The organism is Streptomyces sp. CG4, assembly GCF_041080655.1.
In the GTDB taxonomy this organism is placed as follows: domain Bacteria; phylum Actinomycetota; class Actinomycetes; order Streptomycetales; family Streptomycetaceae; genus Streptomyces.
Genome location: NZ_CP163525.1, coordinates 4,847,476 through 4,863,605, shown reverse-complemented (window position 1 = coordinate 4,863,605; position 16,130 = coordinate 4,847,476). Strand labels below are relative to the sequence as shown.

General features: G+C 67.5%; 16 protein-coding genes and 6 pseudogenes. 18 read left to right on the top strand and 4 right to left on the bottom strand.

The window, feature by feature from the left end:
- Positions 1-35 precede the first annotated feature (35 nt).
- The 5 genes from AB5L52_RS21955 to AB5L52_RS21935 all read left to right on the top strand — a co-directional run bounded on the left by AB5L52_RS21955 (position 36) and on the right by AB5L52_RS21935 (position 2,805).
- A complete protein-coding gene (locus AB5L52_RS21955) occupies positions 36-1,307 on the top strand; it encodes an amidohydrolase (RefSeq protein ID WP_351575789.1) in 1,272 nt (423 codons plus the stop codon).
- A gap of 95 nt (positions 1,308-1,402) precedes the next feature.
- A complete protein-coding gene (locus tag AB5L52_RS21950; protein ID WP_351575791.1) occupies positions 1,403-1,957 on the top strand; it encodes an AMP-binding protein in 555 nt (184 codons plus the stop codon).
- Between the two features lie 8 nt (positions 1,958-1,965).
- Positions 1,966-2,136, top strand: a complete 171-nt coding sequence (locus tag AB5L52_RS21945) for a hypothetical protein (RefSeq protein WP_351575794.1) — start codon at positions 1,966-1,968, stop codon at positions 2,134-2,136.
- The gene (locus AB5L52_RS21940) at positions 2,133-2,285 is read left to right on the top strand and encodes a hypothetical protein (RefSeq protein WP_351766085.1); all 153 of its coding nucleotides are present in this window, start codon (positions 2,133-2,135) and stop codon (positions 2,283-2,285) included. Before AB5L52_RS21945 ends, AB5L52_RS21940 begins: the two co-directional genes overlap by 4 nt.
- Positions 2,286-2,313: 28 nt before the next feature.
- Positions 2,314-2,805 (top strand): flavin reductase family protein, encoded by a 492-nt coding sequence (locus AB5L52_RS21935; protein WP_351575797.1) that lies wholly within the window; start codon positions 2,314-2,316, stop codon positions 2,803-2,805.
- Positions 2,806-2,854: 49 nt separating this feature from the next.
- On the opposite strand, the gene AB5L52_RS21930 is transcribed toward AB5L52_RS21935, so the two are convergent.
- The gene (locus tag AB5L52_RS21930) at positions 2,855-3,067 is read right to left on the bottom strand and encodes a hypothetical protein (protein WP_351575806.1); all 213 of its coding nucleotides are present in this window, start codon (positions 3,065-3,067) and stop codon (positions 2,855-2,857) included.
- On the opposite strand from AB5L52_RS21930, the pseudogene AB5L52_RS21925 reads away from it, so the two are divergent.
- The 3 genes and pseudogenes from AB5L52_RS21925 to AB5L52_RS21915 form a co-directional block, all read left to right on the top strand.
- A pseudogene (locus AB5L52_RS21925) lies at positions 3,058-3,534 on the top strand (3-deoxy-7-phosphoheptulonate synthase); the annotation flags it as partial. The gene AB5L52_RS21930 and the pseudogene AB5L52_RS21925 sit on opposite strands and share 10 nt — an antisense overlap.
- A 565-nt stretch (positions 3,535-4,099) precedes the next feature.
- Positions 4,100-5,310: pseudogene (locus AB5L52_RS21920) on the top strand (UvrD-helicase domain-containing protein); the annotation flags it as partial.
- Positions 5,311-5,788: 478 nt separating this feature from the next.
- A complete protein-coding gene (locus AB5L52_RS21915; protein WP_369365731.1) occupies positions 5,789-6,046 on the top strand; it encodes a hypothetical protein in 258 nt (85 codons plus the stop codon).
- Positions 6,047-6,083: 37 nt separating this feature from the next.
- Here AB5L52_RS21915 and AB5L52_RS21910 read toward each other — a convergent pair.
- Positions 6,084-6,314, bottom strand: a pseudogene (locus AB5L52_RS21910) (transposase); the annotation flags it as partial.
- A 110-nt stretch (positions 6,315-6,424) separates the two neighbouring features.
- Between AB5L52_RS21910 and AB5L52_RS21905 the strand changes: the two are divergent.
- Positions 6,425-6,850, top strand: a pseudogene (locus tag AB5L52_RS21905) (helix-turn-helix domain-containing protein); the annotation flags it as partial.
- A gap of 158 nt (positions 6,851-7,008) precedes the next feature.
- Here AB5L52_RS21905 and AB5L52_RS21900 read toward each other — a convergent pair.
- Positions 7,009-7,287 (bottom strand): annotated as a pseudogene (locus tag AB5L52_RS21900) (transposase); the annotation flags it as partial.
- 154 nt (positions 7,288-7,441) lie between these two features.
- Here AB5L52_RS21900 and AB5L52_RS21895 point away from each other — a divergent pair.
- Positions 7,442-7,555 (top strand): annotated as a pseudogene (locus AB5L52_RS21895) (leucine zipper domain-containing protein); the annotation flags it as partial.
- 115 nt (positions 7,556-7,670) lie between these two features.
- Here the strand turns inward: AB5L52_RS21895 and AB5L52_RS21890 are convergent.
- Entirely contained in the window at positions 7,671-7,928 is a 258-nt protein-coding gene (locus tag AB5L52_RS21890) for a phosphopantetheine-binding protein (RefSeq protein WP_351577049.1), read from the bottom strand.
- Positions 7,929-8,237: 309 nt separating this feature from the next.
- Between AB5L52_RS21890 and AB5L52_RS21885 the strand changes: the two genes are divergently transcribed.
- The 8 genes from AB5L52_RS21885 to rfbA all read left to right on the top strand — a co-directional run bounded on the left by AB5L52_RS21885 (position 8,238) and on the right by rfbA (position 16,126).
- Positions 8,238-9,227 carry an ATP-binding cassette domain-containing protein gene (locus AB5L52_RS21885; protein ID WP_351577052.1) on the top strand — a complete coding sequence of 330 codons (990 nt, stop codon included), beginning with the start codon at positions 8,238-8,240 and terminating at the stop codon, positions 9,225-9,227.
- Positions 9,228-9,297: 70 nt separating this feature from the next.
- Positions 9,298-10,029, top strand: a complete 732-nt coding sequence (locus AB5L52_RS21880) for an ABC transporter permease (RefSeq protein WP_351577144.1) — start codon at positions 9,298-9,300, stop codon at positions 10,027-10,029.
- 214 nt (positions 10,030-10,243) lie between these two features.
- A complete protein-coding gene (locus tag AB5L52_RS21875) occupies positions 10,244-10,978 on the top strand; it encodes a TetR/AcrR family transcriptional regulator (protein ID WP_351577055.1) in 735 nt (244 codons plus the stop codon).
- A gap of 178 nt (positions 10,979-11,156) precedes the next feature.
- A complete protein-coding gene (locus AB5L52_RS21870) occupies positions 11,157-12,383 on the top strand; it encodes a macrolide family glycosyltransferase (RefSeq protein ID WP_351577058.1) in 1,227 nt (408 codons plus the stop codon).
- A gap of 102 nt (positions 12,384-12,485) precedes the next feature.
- Positions 12,486-13,727 carry a macrolide family glycosyltransferase gene (locus AB5L52_RS21865; RefSeq protein WP_351577061.1) on the top strand — a complete coding sequence of 414 codons (1,242 nt, stop codon included), beginning with the start codon at positions 12,486-12,488 and terminating at the stop codon, positions 13,725-13,727.
- Positions 13,714-14,301 (top strand): dTDP-4-dehydrorhamnose 3,5-epimerase family protein, encoded by a 588-nt coding sequence (locus tag AB5L52_RS21860; protein ID WP_351577064.1) that lies wholly within the window; start codon positions 13,714-13,716, stop codon positions 14,299-14,301. The genes AB5L52_RS21865 and AB5L52_RS21860 overlap by 14 nt, the downstream gene beginning before the upstream one ends.
- 3 nt (positions 14,302-14,304) lie before the next feature.
- A complete protein-coding gene (locus AB5L52_RS21855) occupies positions 14,305-15,240 on the top strand; it encodes an NAD-dependent epimerase/dehydratase family protein (protein WP_369365728.1) in 936 nt (311 codons plus the stop codon).
- 13 nt (positions 15,241-15,253) lie between these two features.
- Complete coding sequence (gene rfbA, locus AB5L52_RS21850; RefSeq protein WP_351577070.1) at positions 15,254-16,126, top strand: glucose-1-phosphate thymidylyltransferase RfbA; 873 nt, start codon at positions 15,254-15,256, stop codon at positions 16,124-16,126.
- Positions 16,127-16,130: the final 4 nt, after the last annotated feature.

Sequence of the window (16,130 nt, the reverse complement as noted above, 5' to 3'; positions counted from 1 at the left end):
CGAGCATGGCTGTTCACGCGACCTGAGAGGTGATTGTGGCGGACCCGACCGTCGACGTGCTCGGCCCTGTGACCGACCTCTACCGTGACCTCCACCAACACCCCGAACTCTCGGGCCAGGAACGGCGAACGGCCGGGCGGCTCGCACAGTGGCTGGACAGCGCCGGTTACGAGGTGACGCGGAACGTCGGCGGCCATGGCGTCGTAGGCCTGCTGCGCTCGGGCGAGGGGCCGACCGTGCTGCTCCGGGCGGATCTCGACGCCCTGCCCGTCGCCGAGGCCACCGGGCTGCCGTACGCGAGCAGGGAGTTCGCGGCCGGCCCCGACGGGCAGCAGCGGCCCGTGATGCACGCCTGCGGGCACGACATCCACGTGGCCTGCCTCGCGGGCGCGGCCGTCCTGCTCGCCGAGGCGGCGGACCGGTGGCGCGGCACCGTGATGGTTGTGGGGCAGCCCGCGGAGGAGACGCTCTCGGGCGCCGAGGCGATGTTGCGGGACGGCCTCTACCGGCGGTTCGGCAAGCCGGACATCGCCCTGGCTCAGCACGTGTGCCCTCTCCCCGCGGGATTGATCGCCCATGCGCGGGGCCCCGTCACGGGGGCAAGTGCCGCCGTGCGCATCGTCGTTCATGGCCGCGGCGGCCATGCCGCCGCGCCGCACCTGGCGGTCGACCCGGTCCTCACGGCGGCGTCCGCTGTGGTGCGCCTGCAGAGCGTCGTGTCGCGCGAGAGCAACCCGTCCGAACCGCTGGTGCTCACCGTCGGCTCGTTCCACGCCGGTGACGTCGGCAACGTCATACCAGACAGCGCCACGCTGGAGCTCAGCGTGCGCGCCTTCTCCGACGCGGCGGTCGACCGGGCCCTCGCAGCCGTCGATCGCATCGTCTCGGCTGAGTGCGCCGCCGCGGCCTGCCCGGCCGAGCCGGAGATCACCGTCGTCTCCCGGGCGGCCGTCAACATCAACGACCGGAGCCTCGCCGCCGTGGTGCGCGCCGCGCACGAGGCGGACGCCGGCCCTTCGGCGGTCGTCCCGCTATCGCCGTCGTCGGCGAGCGAGGACTTCCCGTTCTTCGGCGCGGCCGGTACCCACCTGTACGACGGCCCGGCCGTGCCCACCGTGTACTGGATGTTCGGCGGGACCTCGGAGCGGGACTGGGCCGCAGCCGGGGGCTCGTCCTTCCACGAGAAGCTCGCGTCCGTCCCCGCGAACCACTCTCCCGCCTACGCCCCCGATCCGGAACCCACGCTTCGGATGGGCATCCGCGCCATGACCTCCGCCGCCCTCGCCTGCCTGGACGGGGTCGGATAGGGGTTCCGTCCGGGCCGGCAGCCGGGTCAGCGTGGTCAACTCGCTCTCTCGGGTCGAGTTTGCCGCGGGCCGCCGTCGCGCGTGGCTGCCTGCCGGTGCTGCAGCGCCCCCTCCTGCAGGTCGGCGGCACCGTGGTCATGGCGTCGAACCCCTATCCGTGCACTGCGTTCTGGTTGATCGAGCGGGAGCGTGTGACCATCGCCTCGCTCAATCCCACCCTGGTGTCGCGCTGGCTGGCCGAGTTGGAACGCGCTTCGGCCGATCTGTCCCGCCAGCGGGTACTCCAGGTCGGCAGCGCGCGGCTGGCCGACGATGTGGCGGCCAGGGTGGTGGATCGGCTGGACTGCACGTTGCAGCAGGTGTTCGGGATGTCCGAGGGGCTGATCTTGCTGACCCGGCTGGACGATCCAGTAGAGTTGTTGCGCACCACCCAGGGGGTGTCGGTGTCCGCCGACGACGAGATTCTCGTCGTGGACGGCGACGGCCGGCCGGTGCCGGACCAACAGGTCGGGGAGTTGCTCACCCGCGGGCCGTACACGCTGCACGGCTACTACCGTGCCACCGAGCAGAACCGGGCCAGCTTCGGGGAGGACGGTTTCTACCGCACCGGGGACCAGATCCGCAGGCTGCCCAGCGGGCACCTGATGTGATCGGCCGGGTGAAGGACCAGAGCAACCGCGGTGGGGTGAAGACCGACGCCACCGAGGTCGAGGGCCATCTGCTGGCCCACCCGGACGTCGTCTCGGCGGCGCTGGTGCCGGAACCGGACGAGAAGCTGGGCGAGTGCTCGGTGGCGTTCCTCGTCATTTCCGGGGGCAGCCGGGTGTGAAGACGACCGGGGCCTTCCTGCGGGAGCGTGGGCTCGCCCCCTACAAGACGCCGGACCGGGTGGAGATCGTCATGCAAATGCCGCTGACCGCGGTGGGGAAGATAGACAAGAAGGCTCTGGCCGCTACATACATCGGCCGTCGGCCGTAGAAGTCTGGACTAGTTCGTGAACACACTGATGTCCGAAACGGTTTCCACACCGGCGGAGGTCTTCGCCGAGGCGATGTCCAGCATGGTGTCGGGCGTGGCCGCGGTGACCGCCCGTACCCCGTCCGGGGATCCCTGCGGTCTGCTGGTGTCCTCCATCTGTTCCTACAGCGTTGCTCCGCCGTCCGTCCTGGTGGCGGTGGACCGTTCGTCGCGCTCCTACCACGCACTGTTGCGAGCGCCTGAGTTCGGGGTGCATGTGCTGGGTGCGGACCAACGGGAGCTGGCCCGGGTCTTCGCCAGCCGCAGTGACGACAAGTTCGGTGGCCGGCAGTGGGACTGGGACGGGGCGGTGCCCAGGCTCGCCGGATCCCTGGGGTATCTGCGGTGCGCCACGAGCAGGATCGTGGAGCACGGCGACCATGCCGTGCTGATCGGCCAGGTGGTGTACTGCCGTACGGCGCCCGGGGAGCCGCTGGTGTACTTCCGGCGCGCTCTGGACTGGCGGCTGGACGTGGACTGATCCGACAACTGTCGTGGCGGGCCGGGGCGGTGCCCCGGCCCGCCTTCTGTCAGGGCGCGGTCGGGTTGGGGCTCGGGCAGAGCGCGAACGGCTGGTCGGTCGGCTCGGACGGGCTCACCGGGGCTGGAGCGGTCGCGCGCAGCACCCGTTCGGTACGGCGGATGGCGCGGCGGGCCGCCGTGCTGTCGATGCCGCGGAACCTGCACGGCGGCGATGGGGTGTACGGCGTGTGCCCTGCGTAGCGTCTCTCGCGACGGCGCATACGTGGAGTTCTTCTCGCGCGTCCATAATCCGATCGCCGTCAAGCGTGGACCGACAACCGACGTTGACGCCATACTCGGCCTCCTCGATCGCCTCGATCCCGAACGGGAGCCCGGCCGGCTGACGTTCGTCTTGCGCGCCGGCGCCGACCGGATCAGGGACCTCCTGCCCGATCTGGTCTCCAAGACCGCCGAGTCCAGCGGCCACAAGACCCGGGAGTTCGCGACTGTCCTCGACGAAGTGCGCGGGTTCGCGGAGGTCCATCAGACGTTGGGCACTCACCCAGGTGGTGTCCATGTCGAGCTCACCGGAGACGATGTCACGGAGTGTGTTGGCGGAGGCGACGAGATCCTCGCCGAGGACCTACCACGACGATACGAAACAGCCTGTGACCCGCGACTCAACCACAGCCAGTCCCTGGAACTGGCTTTTCTGGTCGCACAGATGCTCCGCCGCAGCGCGCCATGACGCTCGCGGAGCCGACAGCCGGTGTGTTGGTGACGGGCTTCTGCACATCCCCGAGGTTCTCCGTGCCATTCGGCTGAGGGCGTCGCCCTTGTGCAGCCGCGAGGGAGTGGGCAATGAGAGGATCGAATCTGTCCGAACGACCCGACCAGCGCCCCAACGAGATCGTGTTACGAGCCCTGAGTGCCTGATTCGCGCTTTGTCACTACGCGGCGACAACCGGGCCAACCGCCGACCTGACTCCTGGACGCACCTTGGCTCCCGAACGGGTGTGGTGCTTCTTGAACCGCGCTGGGTTCGTCGGAGATTCCGGTGTCTCCGTGGCATAGGGGAAGGCTCGGCCGCTGGTGACTACGATGCGGCGTGTCGTGCTGACACAATCGCGGGCGCTCCGGAGCCATCATGGTGATTTGCTTCAGCACGCGCTGTGAAACCGGAGTGGCAAGCCCGGAAGCAGTGCGGAGTTCGACTGTCTCCGGTAAGCCGTGATTCGTGACTGCAACGGCGACTTCGGGTTCGACTCCCCTGGGCTCCACTCCTTCAGCCCCCTCTGACCTGCGGAAACGCCGTCGCCTTCAACAAGTCCATCGCCGGTGACGCGGCCCGCAAGTTTCCCGGCAACGTGCTGTGCAAGACCGCGCACTCGCTCGCCTTCGGCGCTGTGGGGCACCGGTTACGCATCCCGCTTGAACGCCCCCAGGGTCCCCGGCTGGAAGACCGGTGCGTCCCTTGATAAAGCCGTCAACATGCGCATCCGTATCGGTGAGCAGAATGTCACCGACAAGGCCCTCTCGTACACGGTGCTGCGGACCGTCACCCGTTTCTGCCAGTCCGCGGACAGCATCATCAAGCGCCACCACGTCCCGAGGCTGCGGGGCATCGAAGCCGAAGACCTGCACGCCCAGCTCGTCGACGTCGTCCTGCCGTACGCGACCAGGGCGTGGGACGACCTGCAGAATCCTCAGGAAGGCGTCGTCCGCTTCGACCACGACCACTATGTGAAGATCTGGGCGCTGACCGAACCCACGATCAGAGCGGATTTCCTGCTGCTCGACGAGGCCCAGGACACCAACCCGTCGTTGAGGAGATCTTCAACGCCCAGCGGTAGCACACCCAGTTGGTGATGGTCGGTGACTCGGCCCGAGCGATCTACGGATGGCGCGGCGCCTGGGATGTCATGACCGACTTCGACGGCACGTAACTGGCGCTGTCCCAGTCCTTCCGTTTCGGCGCGGAGTTGGCGGAGGAGGCCAACCGGTGGCTCCATATCGTCGACTCCCCGATCCGGCTCACCGGCACCCCGGCGATCAGTACGCGCCTCGAACGTGTCGAGGAACCGGACGCCATCGTCTGCCGGTCCAACGTCGGAGCCATGCTCGAAGTCATGCGTCCGCTGCGACCTGGTCGATGAACACGGTGCCGCCGTCATCCTCAACGCGATGGACAGGCTCTCCGTCGAGCAGGGCGGCCGAGATCGTGGCCTCCACCGCGCACAAGGCCAAGGGCAGCGAGTGGGCGTCCGTCCGCATTGGTGAGGACTTCACCGAACCGGTGGATCAAGAAGAAAGCGATGAGAACGGCGACCCGTTGCCGGGCGACATCGACGACGCCGAAGCCCGCCTCGCCTATGTTGCCGTCACCCGCGCCCGTCACCGACTCAACATCGGTGGCCTGGGCTGGAGCAATCAGCACCCCCAGGGCAGTCCGGGTGGCTCGCGTCCACGCAAGGACCCCGAACCTCCCTCCCCTTGGGACGGCCTGGGCCCGTCTCCCCACTGAACCGTCCGGCCCATGTATTGCCCGCCGTCAGACGTTCCCACTGATGCCGGAGCCCTGGGCCCAGCGGGCAGCGGAGCCACCCGCCCGGGGGTGTCAGCCAGGGCCCTCACAGTGAGTGGCGTGAGCGATCTTCCCGACCCGCAGCCGACGGTCGATGACCTCTCCAAGCTCATCCCGGAGGTGGTCCCGGACGGCGAAGCCGACCCGGAACTCGTCAGCATCGGCGAGCGTTACTGGGCTCTGGCCGGCTGCGCTCCGGAGCTCGACACACCCGTTTGGTGCGAGAAGGCCAAGGGCATCGACAGCGCCGGCCCGGGCCACCAGATCTACGCCGTCGCGGCATCTGGTGTGTGGGCCGTCGTTTCCCGGACGCTCGTGCTCCCAGTGCGCGGGGCCGCTCGGTCTCACGTCCCGGAAGGCGTTCCAGCAGCTCTGCGACGGCCAGGACCCGGCCTGTGTGGAGTGCACCGAGTCACTGATGTCCGCAGTGCGCATCGTCGTTGACCCGGCGGGCAAGGCCAGGCGCGAAGCCGCCAAGGCCGAGGCACAGGAACGGCAGGCTCAGGACGGGACACATGCCAAGTTGCGGCAGGCCCAGCAGGCGACCGTCGCACGGCATTACGCTGCGGTCTTCCCCTCCGGCCGCAGCGAACTGCCCGTCGCCCCTGTCCGGGACATGATCGGTGCTCCGGCCCTGCTTCGGTATGCCCCCTCCACCTCACCCATCGCCCATTGAGCTTGTTCCGCTTTGACGGACACCATCGGTGTGGTGGTCAGGCCGCGAGTGCGGTCTCGTATTCGGCGGGACTGCGGTAGCCGAGGCTGCTGTGCAGTCGGTGCAAGTTGTACCAGCCCTCGATGAAGTCGAATATCGCGGTGCGGGTGGCGGCCCGGCTGGGCCAGGTTCTTGTGTCGAGCAACTCCCGTTTGATGGTGGCGAAGAACGACTCGGCGAGCGCGTTGTCCCAGCACTGGCCGGTGCGGCCGACGGACAGGCGGACGCCCAACTCCGTTGCCAGGGTGGCGAATTGCTGACTGGTGTACTGACCGAGTTCAACCAGTCGTAGCAACACTCCTGATCAGAGGGTGAGTTGTGGGACGACCAGCGGGTTGGATGGCGGAGTTGACGGGGCGGTCACCGATGAAGTCTCCGGGGCGGCCCTCGACTCGGCGCGAGATCGAGCGGCTGTTCTGGGGCGAGATCGCCAAGGGCCTGACAAGTGAGGATGCGGCGGTCGCTGTCGGAGCCGCGCCAGCGGTGGGAACGCGGTGGTTCCGACACGCTGGCGGGATGCCGCAGATCAGCCTGACCGTCTCGGGCCGTTATCTCTCGTTCGCCGAACGGGAGGAGATCGCTCTGCTGCGCGTGCAGGGCGCCGGGGTACGGGAGATCGCCGGACGGCTGGGCCGGTCACCATCGACGATCTCCCGGGAACTGCGGCGCAACGCGGCCACCCGCGGCGGCAGACTGGAGTACCGGGCCTCGGTCGCGCAGTGGAAGGCCGACCTCGTGGCACGGCGCCCCAAGGAGGCGAAGCTGGGCGCGTATGAGCGGCTGCGGACCGGGTCTGGCACTGCGGCGGGCGTAGAAGGCGGCTCGGGAGACCTGCAGCAGTTCACACACGCGCTTGACGTTGTGACCGTCTCGCTTCTCCGCCTCGATGAACGGGTGCACCGTCACCGGGTCTCCTTCGCGAAGAAAGCCGTGGCCCGCTTGAGGACCTCCACGTCCTCCCGCAGCCGGCGGTTCTCCCGCCGCAGCGCGGCCAGCTCCTCGCGTTCACTGCTGGTCAGCCCGTCGCGCTCGCCCGCGTCGACCTCGGCCTGGCTGACCCACAGCCGCACCGCCGTCTCGGTCAGGTCGAAGTCCTTGGCGACCTGGCCGACCGAGCGGTCACCGCGCCGGCACAGCTCGACGATCTCGGCCTTGAACTCAGGCGTGAACGAACGGCGAGGCCGAGGCTTCTTCTTCCCCATGCTCTCCATGATGGACATCCTCCTGGGGCAGAACCCCTGATCTCGGATGTCCGTCAAAGCGGATCAAGCCCACATCGCCGAGATCAGCGCCTGGCCTGACCCGCTGTATCCGGACAGCGGCAAGCGGGCCAGTTCGTCGCCAGGCGGATCCGGCGTGCTTGCGAGGTGCGGTCGCGGTCCTGTCGCCCATGCCGCGGCTGAGATGGGCATCTCGCGAGCCACTGCCCACAAGCGGATCCGCCGCTGTCGGTCTGACGGTGACCGAGGCCCCATGTCCACCTTAAGAACGTGCACTGCCGGGGCCGCACACCGGATCCCGGTTGTCAGCTCTTGGGTGCGCGAGCCCGGTGCCCCGGCTGCGGAGCGTTTCCGAGGCGGAATGTTCAGGCGACTGGATCGGCCAGCCGGGCCACCGTGGTCCACAGTGCGTCAGGTGTGGCGAAAGTGTCCCGGTTGAGCGCGTCATCGACGAAGTGCACCTGGTACTGGGCCTCCAGCTTGCCGAGCAATTCCACGGTGCCGAGCGAGTCCAGCCCCATGTCGCGCAGGTCGAGATCAGGGTCGAGGGACTCGTCCTCGGCCAGGAACGGCAGAAAGCCGCGCAGAATCTCCTCGAACTCGGGTTCCCACTCCGTGCTCATGCGTCCCGCCTCCACCCATCCATACATCGATCAGTCCTCGGATCGTGACGCTATGTCTGCGGGATGCGTCGAAGTAACCCCTCATCCGTGCTACGCCACCCCTATCACCAGCGTGGCCGGACCGTACCTGAACTGCGCTTGCAGAAGGGCTCCTTGACGCTCACCGACGGTACTGTGTACCTTGTACGCGTTGTTGCGTACGAGGCACGCTTAAAGTGTGCGCTTTACGCAAAACGGAGACTGTGTATACAGTACGAACGTGCGTGTCTCGTACGCAAAAGTGTGAGGCCCGCGTCATGGAGGCGGAGAATGGGCGGTAACTGGGCTGTCGAGGCGGCCGGGCTCAAAAAGTCATATGGGAAGGTCGACGTGCTCGCTGGCATCGACCTGCAGGTCCCGGAGGCCAGCGTCTTCTCACTGCTCGGGCCGAACGGTGCGGGCAAGACGACGACCGTGCGGATCCTGTCGACGCTGTTGCGTGCGGACGCCGGACAGGCCCGGGTGGCGGGGTTTGACGTGGACCGCCAGCAGCGTGAGGTGCGGAGCGTCATCAGCCTCACCGGGCAGTACGCGGCTGTGGACCAGTTGCAGACGGGCGAGGAGAACCTCTGGATGACGGCCAGGCTGGCCGGTGTCTCGCGGGGCGAGGCCCGGCGCCGCGCTCAGGAACTGCTGGAGCGCTTCGACCTCGTGGATGCCGCGCGCCGCCGGGTGGCGACCTACTCCGGAGGTATGCGCCGCCGCCTCGACCTTGCCGCGGGCCTTGTCGGCCGTCCCTCCGTCATCTTCCTGGACGAACCCACCACCGGCCTGGACCCGCGCAGCCGCCGAGCCATGTGGGAGGTCATCACCGGTCTTCTGGGAGAGGGCGTCACTATCTTCCTCACCACGCAGTACTTGGAAGAGGCCGATCAACTCGCTGATTCGGTCGCCGTGATCGATGGCGGGCGCGTGGTCGCCCAGGGCGCACCCGCCGAACTCAAGCGGCGGGTGGCCGGGCAGCGGCTCGACGTCGTCTTCGACGACGACTCCGCTTACGACGAGGGGCAGCGGCTGCTGGCGGGCCGAATCTCCACCACGGACCGCTCCCGGCTGACGATCGGCGTGCCCACCGACGGCAGCGCGGCGCAGGTGCGGTCGCTGCTCGACGAGATCGACCCTGAGGCCCGGCTGGTCAGCCGGTTCTCGGTACACACGGCCACGCTCGACGACGTCTTCCTGGCGTTGACGGGCCGCCCCATGCAGCGTGACAAGAACGAGAACACCAACGAGAACGACAAGGAGACCGCCGGTGTCTGAACTGGCCTTCCCCGCAGGCGCGCTGCGGCACAGGAGCAAGCCGGCGGCCGTCGTCCAGAACGCGATCACCATGAGCGGCCGGTGCATCCGCCTGACCTCGCGCGCACTTGACGCGATCATCACGTCCGTGATGATGCCGGTCATGCTGATGCTGGTCTTCGTCTACCTCTTCGGCGGTGCGATCAAGAACAGCACCGGTGGTGACTACGTCAACTACGTCATTCCCGGGGTGCTCATGCTCTGCGCCGGCTGGGGTAGCGCGGCTACGGCCGTGAACGTCAACCTCGACATGAACGGGGGTATCGTCGACCGACTGCGGTCGATGGACGTCGGCGGCACGGCCGTACTCTGTGGCCACGTGGTGGCCAGCGTCGCGCGCAATGTCGTCTCGACCCTGATCGTGTTCGGCGTCGCCCTGCTCATTGGGTTCCGCGCCGACGCCGACGTGGTGCGCTGGATCGCGGCAGCGGGCGTGCTGCTGATGTACATGCTGGCGGCCTCCTGGCTCGCCGCCGTCTTCGGACTCCTGGTCAAGACGGCCGAGGCGGCCGGCGGATTCTCCTTCCTCATGATGTTCGTTCCGTACGTGAGCAGTGCCTTCGTCCCCGTCTCCACCTTGCCGTCGTGGTTGCGTGGCGTGGCGAAGCACCAGCCGGTCACTCCGATCATCGAGTGCCTGCGCCGACTGCTGAACGACCAGCCGCTGGGCGACAACGCCTGGCTGGCCGTAGCCTGGTGCGCCGGCATCCTGCTGGTGTCGGTGGTACTCGCCGACCGAACCTTCCGGAGGCGGGTCGCGTAACGCACTTCCCCCTGGCACGCAGACTGTAAGTGTGCCCAATCCATAGACCACCGGTCGTCCGTGCCCCCCCGTCGCGGACGACCGGTGCTGTGGTTTGCGAATCCGATATCAATGTCCCTGAAGGCAGCCGTTTCGGGATAGATTGAGGTTGCTGTGACAGTGTCGATGGAGTGCATGAAACGGGAAAGCAGGGGCAATGGGTAAGGAGAGCGGGATGGGCCTGCCGACGAGTATTGAAGTGGCCTGGGGGCTGCGGGAACCAGTCACCAAGGGGCCCAAACGCGTACTGAGTCTCGAACGGATCGTCGGGACCGCGGTGAAAATCGCCGAGGAGTCGGGTCTCGGTGCTGTTTCGATGAACCGCATTGCCAGAGAACTGAATTCCTCGACCATGTCGCTCTACCGATATGTGTCGGCGAAGGACGAGCTGCTTCCGCTCATGGTGGACCAGGCATTCGGGCCCCCGGTCGCGCCGGACGAGGAGTGTGTCGGCTGGCGGGCCGGTCTGGAGCACTGGAGCTGGTCGTACCTGGCGGTGCTCCGCCGCCATTCCTGGGTGGTCCACGTACCCATCGGCGGCCCCCCCTCCACACCCAACCAGGTCGCATGGGTTGAGCAAGGGCTTTCCTTCCTCGAAGACGTGAACCTGGAGGAGGCGGAAAAACTGTCGACGATTCTGCTGCTGGCGGGAATCGTCCGAAACGACGCCATGCTCGCCGTTACGTACGAAGCCTTCGCAAAGCCGGATGCCTCGGGCCGCGAGGTCATGATGGAATACCGCCGGCTGATCGAGAAGCTCGCCGACAAGGAGCGTTTCCCGGCGATCAACAAGGTCATCCAGGCAGGCGTGTTCGACAGTGCGGATGATCAGGACACCGAATTCATCTTCGCGCTCCGTCGGGTTCTCGACGGCGTGGACGCACTTATTTACCGGCGTACCCAGTCCTAAAAGGGGTTGATAGGGGTTCGGCAGGAGGATAGGGGGTCATGTTTAGGGGGCTGTAGGGATCCCTTCACGTGCGCAATGTGCGGTAGAAATGACGCAGACAGCTCGACCCTATGCGAGGGGCATTCTGTGCTCCTGCTGTCGGCGCTTTTCACTGATCCCAGCCAACGGAGCCTATTTCATGAGTCTGCACCTCCTGTTCATGAGCATGCCTCAGCCCGGCCACGTCTTCCCCAACCTCGCGGTCATCGAAGAACTGGTGCGTGAGGGGCACCGCGTGAGCTTCGCGACAGGAGCGAGCCTGACGGACGCCGTGGGCGCGGCCGGCGCCACAGCCCTGCCCTACGACTCCGTCTACGACCGGCCGGTGCGGCTCAAGCTGGAGTCGGAGCAGTCGGACATGGCGCTGATTGTCCACGACGACGGTCTGGCCATGCTGGCTGCAGCCGAGTCGGCGCTCACGGACGACCGGCCCGACGCGGTCCTCTACGACACCATGACGGCGCAGGTCGGCCGGGTCCTCGCGGAAAAGTGGGGACTCCCGTCCATCCAGTTGAACCCCATGTTCGCGTCGAACGAGAAGTTCAACATGATGCGGGCACTCTTCACGCAGGAGGAGTCGGACGCCGCGGTCGACAACGTTGAGAGCGTTGCAGCTGCCATGCCGCCCGAAATGCAGCAATGGTTTGCGAAGACGACCGCCATGCTCGTGGACAACGGCATCGAAACCCCGCTCGGTGAATGGCTCGCACGTGTGCCCGATTTCGGTGTCGTCTACCTGCCGCAGGCATTTCAGTACGCGGGGGAGCTCTTCGATGAGCGATTCGCCTTCGTGGGCCCCTGCCTGAGCGACCGCGGCTTCCTCGGTGCCTGGCAGGTGCCGGACAGCGGACTGCCGGTGGTGCTGGTCTCCCTGGGCACCATCGTCAACGACCACCCCGAGTTCTTCAAGTCTGTCGTGCAGGCGTTCACCGGCGCCCCGTTCCATGTGGTCATAACCGTCGGCAAGGGTGTCGACCTGGCGGCTCTCGGCCCGCTGCCCGCGAATGTTGAGGCTCACGCGTTCGTCCCGCACCTCACCGTCCTCGAGTACGCCCAGGTGTGTGTCACCCACGGCGGTATGGGTGGTGTCATGGAGGCCATGGCCAAGGCGGTCCCGTTGGTGGTGGTCCCGCAGTCCTACGCGTCGGCCTCCATCTTCCACCGGGTCGAGGAACTCGGCCTCGGCCGTGTCCTGGACGCGGCCGACTTCACCTCCGCATCCCTGCGCAAGACGGTGGAGGAGGTTGCCGGGGACGAGCGGATCCGCGCCAACGTGCGGGACATGCAGCGTCACATCCAGGAGGCGGGCGGCGCGCGCCGCGCTGCACGGGAGATCGAGAACCACCTCCGCCGCGTCCGGGGCTGACCGACCCGCGACTTGCACCTGCCTGCCCACCAGCCATGTGCCCGTAGGCCATGGCACACACCCAGATTGGATCACTGACGCATGGGACAGCACGTTCTCTTCATGAGCATGCCCATCGCGGGGCATCTCTTCCCCAACTTGGCCGTGGTCGAGGAACTGATCCGCCGCGGGCACCGGGTCAGCTTCGTGACCGGGGAGAGTCATGCCGACGCCGTCCGGCGTACCGGCGCCGACGTCATCACCTACAGCTCGTCCTTCGACGACGTCAAGAAGCTGAACCTGACCCAGGACCGGGACGGGGTCAACACGCCCCTGACCGTGCTCAAGGACGGCATCGTGATGCTGGAGGAGGCCAAGGTCCGGCTGGCCGACGACCGGCCGGACCTCGTCCTCTACGACATGCTCGCGTTCCACGTCGGCCGCGTACTCTCCCACGCCTGGGGCGTGCCGGCCGTCCAGCTCAATCCCATGTTCGCCAGCAATGAGCACTTCTCGCTGCACAAGGCCATGCATGACGCACCGCCGTCGGCCGACGGCGGGCAGGAGGAGCAGAAGCCGGAGGCCCTGGCGGCCGGGATGGGGGAGTGGTTCGCGGCGCTCGCGGGGCTGCTCGCCTCGCACGGCGTGGACACCCCGCCCCAGGAGTTCCTCACCGCCACCGAGGAACTGACCCTGGTGTACCTCCCGCGGGAGTTCCAGTACGAGGGCGACACCTTCGACGAGACGTTTGCCTTCGTCGGCCCCTGCGTCAACAGCCGCTCCTTCATGGACACGTGGGAACCGCCGACCGACGGCTTCCCCGTGGTGCTGGTCTCGCTCGGTGGCATCTTCAACGAGCTGCCCGACTTCTTCCACACCATCGTCAGCACGTTCACGGACAGGCCATGGCACGCCGTGATCACCGTGGGCGACGGCATCGACCCGGCCGAACTCGGCCCGCTGCCGGCCAACATCGAGGTGCACCGCTGGGTGTCGCACAGCGCGGTGCTCGCGCACGCCCGGCTCCTGGTCAGCCACGGCGGCACCGGTAGTGTCACCGAGTCGCTGAGCCTCGGCGTCCCCCTGGTGGCGATCCCTCAGTCCTCCGACACCCGTCCCACTGCCCGGAGGGTCGAGGAGCTGGGCCTGGGCCGTCGCCTCAACCACACCGAGCTGAGCGCGGAACTGCTGCTCAAGACGGTCGAGGACGTCGCGTCGGATGAGGCGATCCGCGGAAACGTCGACCGGATGAAGGAGCGGATGCGGGCCGCCGGCGGCACCACGAGTGCCGTCGACGCACTCGAGGCGCACCTGCGGCGCGTCGTCACCGAGCGAGGCGGGGAGGCGTCGCATGCAGGCGCGTGAACTGGCGGTCGCCGGCGCCTTCGTCTTCACTCCCGACGTTCACACAGATGAGCGGGGTCTCTTCGTCGCCCCGTTCCAGGAGCCCTCCTTCCTCCAGACGGTCGGAGAGCCGTTCTCCGTAGCCCAGATCAACTACAGCCGGTCGTCCAGGGGTGTCATCCGGGGACTGCACTTCACCCGGACGCCCCCCGGGCAGAGCAAGTATGTCTACTGCGCGTCCGGCCGGGCCCTGGACGTCATGGTCGACGTACGGGTCGGCTCGCCGACCTTCGGCAAGTGGGACGCCGTCGAACTCGACGCCGAGTCCTTTCGCGCCGTCTACTTCCCAGTGGGCGTCGCGCACAGCTTCGCTGCGCTGGAGGACGACACGGTCCTCGCGTACATGGTCAGCAGCAGCTACGTGGCCGAACAGGAGCTGGCCATCAATCCGCTGGATCCTGAACTGGGGCTTCCCTGGCCCGGGTTCGAGCCCATTCTGTCGCCGCGTGACCGTGCGGCGGCGAGCCTGGCGGAGGTCGCCGCACAGAGCCTGCTGCCGCGCTACGAGGACTGCGTCCGGCAAGAGGGGGCGTAGCAGGTGTCCAACAGCGGCAGTCCGGCACGTGCGCGTGTCGTGGTCCTGGGCGCGACTGGCTGCCTGGGCCGGCAGATCTGCGCGACGCTTGCCCAGCAGGGCCACGACGTCGTCGCCGTGGCCAGGCACTTCGGGCCACAGATCGCAGACCACCGATTCCTCGCTCGTGACCTGGGGCGGATGACCGGCCCCGAGGTCGGCGCGATGCTGACCGAGGAACGTGCCGACGCCGTGGTGAACGCCAGCGGCACCTGGGAGCGTTCCGCGGCAGCACTCGATTACGCCCATGTCCGAGTTCCCCGCCTGGTCACCGAGGGGGTGGCGGCTGCCGCCGGACGCCCGCGTCTCGTCCACATCGGCACCATTCACGAGTACGGTCCGGTGCCTGCGGGCACGGTCATCGACGAACACCACGACACTCGGCCCGAAACCCCCTACGCGCGCGCAAAACTGACCGGCACGCGCACGGTGCTCGAGGCCGCCGAGGCGGGTCACGTCGATGCCGTCGCCCTGCGGGTGGCGAACGTGTTCGGTCCGTACCCCTCGCCCAAGAGTTTCCTTGGCACCTTGGCGGCCCGGCTGAGTGCCACCGGTCCCCAAGAGACCATCGACCTGACTCTCGCTCCGGCCCGCCGGGACCATGTCGACACACGTGACGTCGCCGACGCCGTGGGCCGGGCCGTGCGCTCCAGCGGCGACATCAGCGGTCAAGCCGTCAACATCGGCCGTGGAGAGGCCCTCAGCCTGAGGGACCTGGTCTACGGCATGGTGGCCGCCGCCGGCCTGCCGCCGGAGGTCATCAAGGAAGGCGGTACGCCCCTGTCGAGCGCCGGCGGCGGCGACTGGACTCTCGCCGACGTCGGCCGCGCTCGGGGACTGCTCGGGTGGTCCCCGCTCCACACCGTCGAAGAATCGCTCAAAGCGATGCTGGCCCTCTAGGTAGTTGGTGAAGATGAAGGGGATTATCCTCGCGGGAGGGAGCGGAACGCGGCTGCACCCGCTCACCCATGCCCTCTCCAAGCAGCTGCTGCCCGTCTACAACAAGCCCATGATCTACTACCCGCTGTCGGTGCTCATGCTGGCAGGTATTCGCGAAGTGCTGGTGATCGCGGCGCCGGACCAGATCGACATCTACCGTGGGCTGCTCGGTGACGGTGAGCGACTGGGCATCAGCATCGACTACGTCCAGCAGGACTCGCCGCGGGGCATCGCCGACGCGTTCATCGTCGGGGCTGACTACATCGGGAATGACAGCGTCACTCTCATCCTCGGTGACAACATCTTTCACGGCCCCAACTTCTCGGCGCTGCTCGCGGAGACCACGCGCGATGTCTCGGGCTGTGTGCTGTTCGGCTACAGCGTCAAGGACCCCGAACGCTACGGAGTCGGCGAGGTCGACACCGAGGGGCGCCTCCTGCACATCGAGGAGAAACCGGCCCGGCCGCGCTCGAACCTGGCGATCACGGGTCTCTACATCTACGACAACGACGTCGTCGACATCACCAAGAACCTCAGTCCGTCCGCGCGCGGGGAACTTGAGATCACGGACGTCAACATGGCCTACCTGGAGCAGGGGCGGGCGCGGCTGGTCGACCTCGGCCGTGGGTTCGCGTGGCTCGACACCGGCACCCCGGAGTCGCTGTTGCAGGCAGGGCAGTACGTCCAGGTGCTCGAACAGCGCCAAGGCGTCCGGATCGCCTGCCTGGAGGAGATAGCCCTGCGTATGGGCTACATCGATGCCGGGGCGTGCTACCGCCTGGGCGTCGCCATGGGCAAGTCGGACTACGGCTTGTACCTGATGGACCTGGCGTCCGGCCGACAGTAGGGGG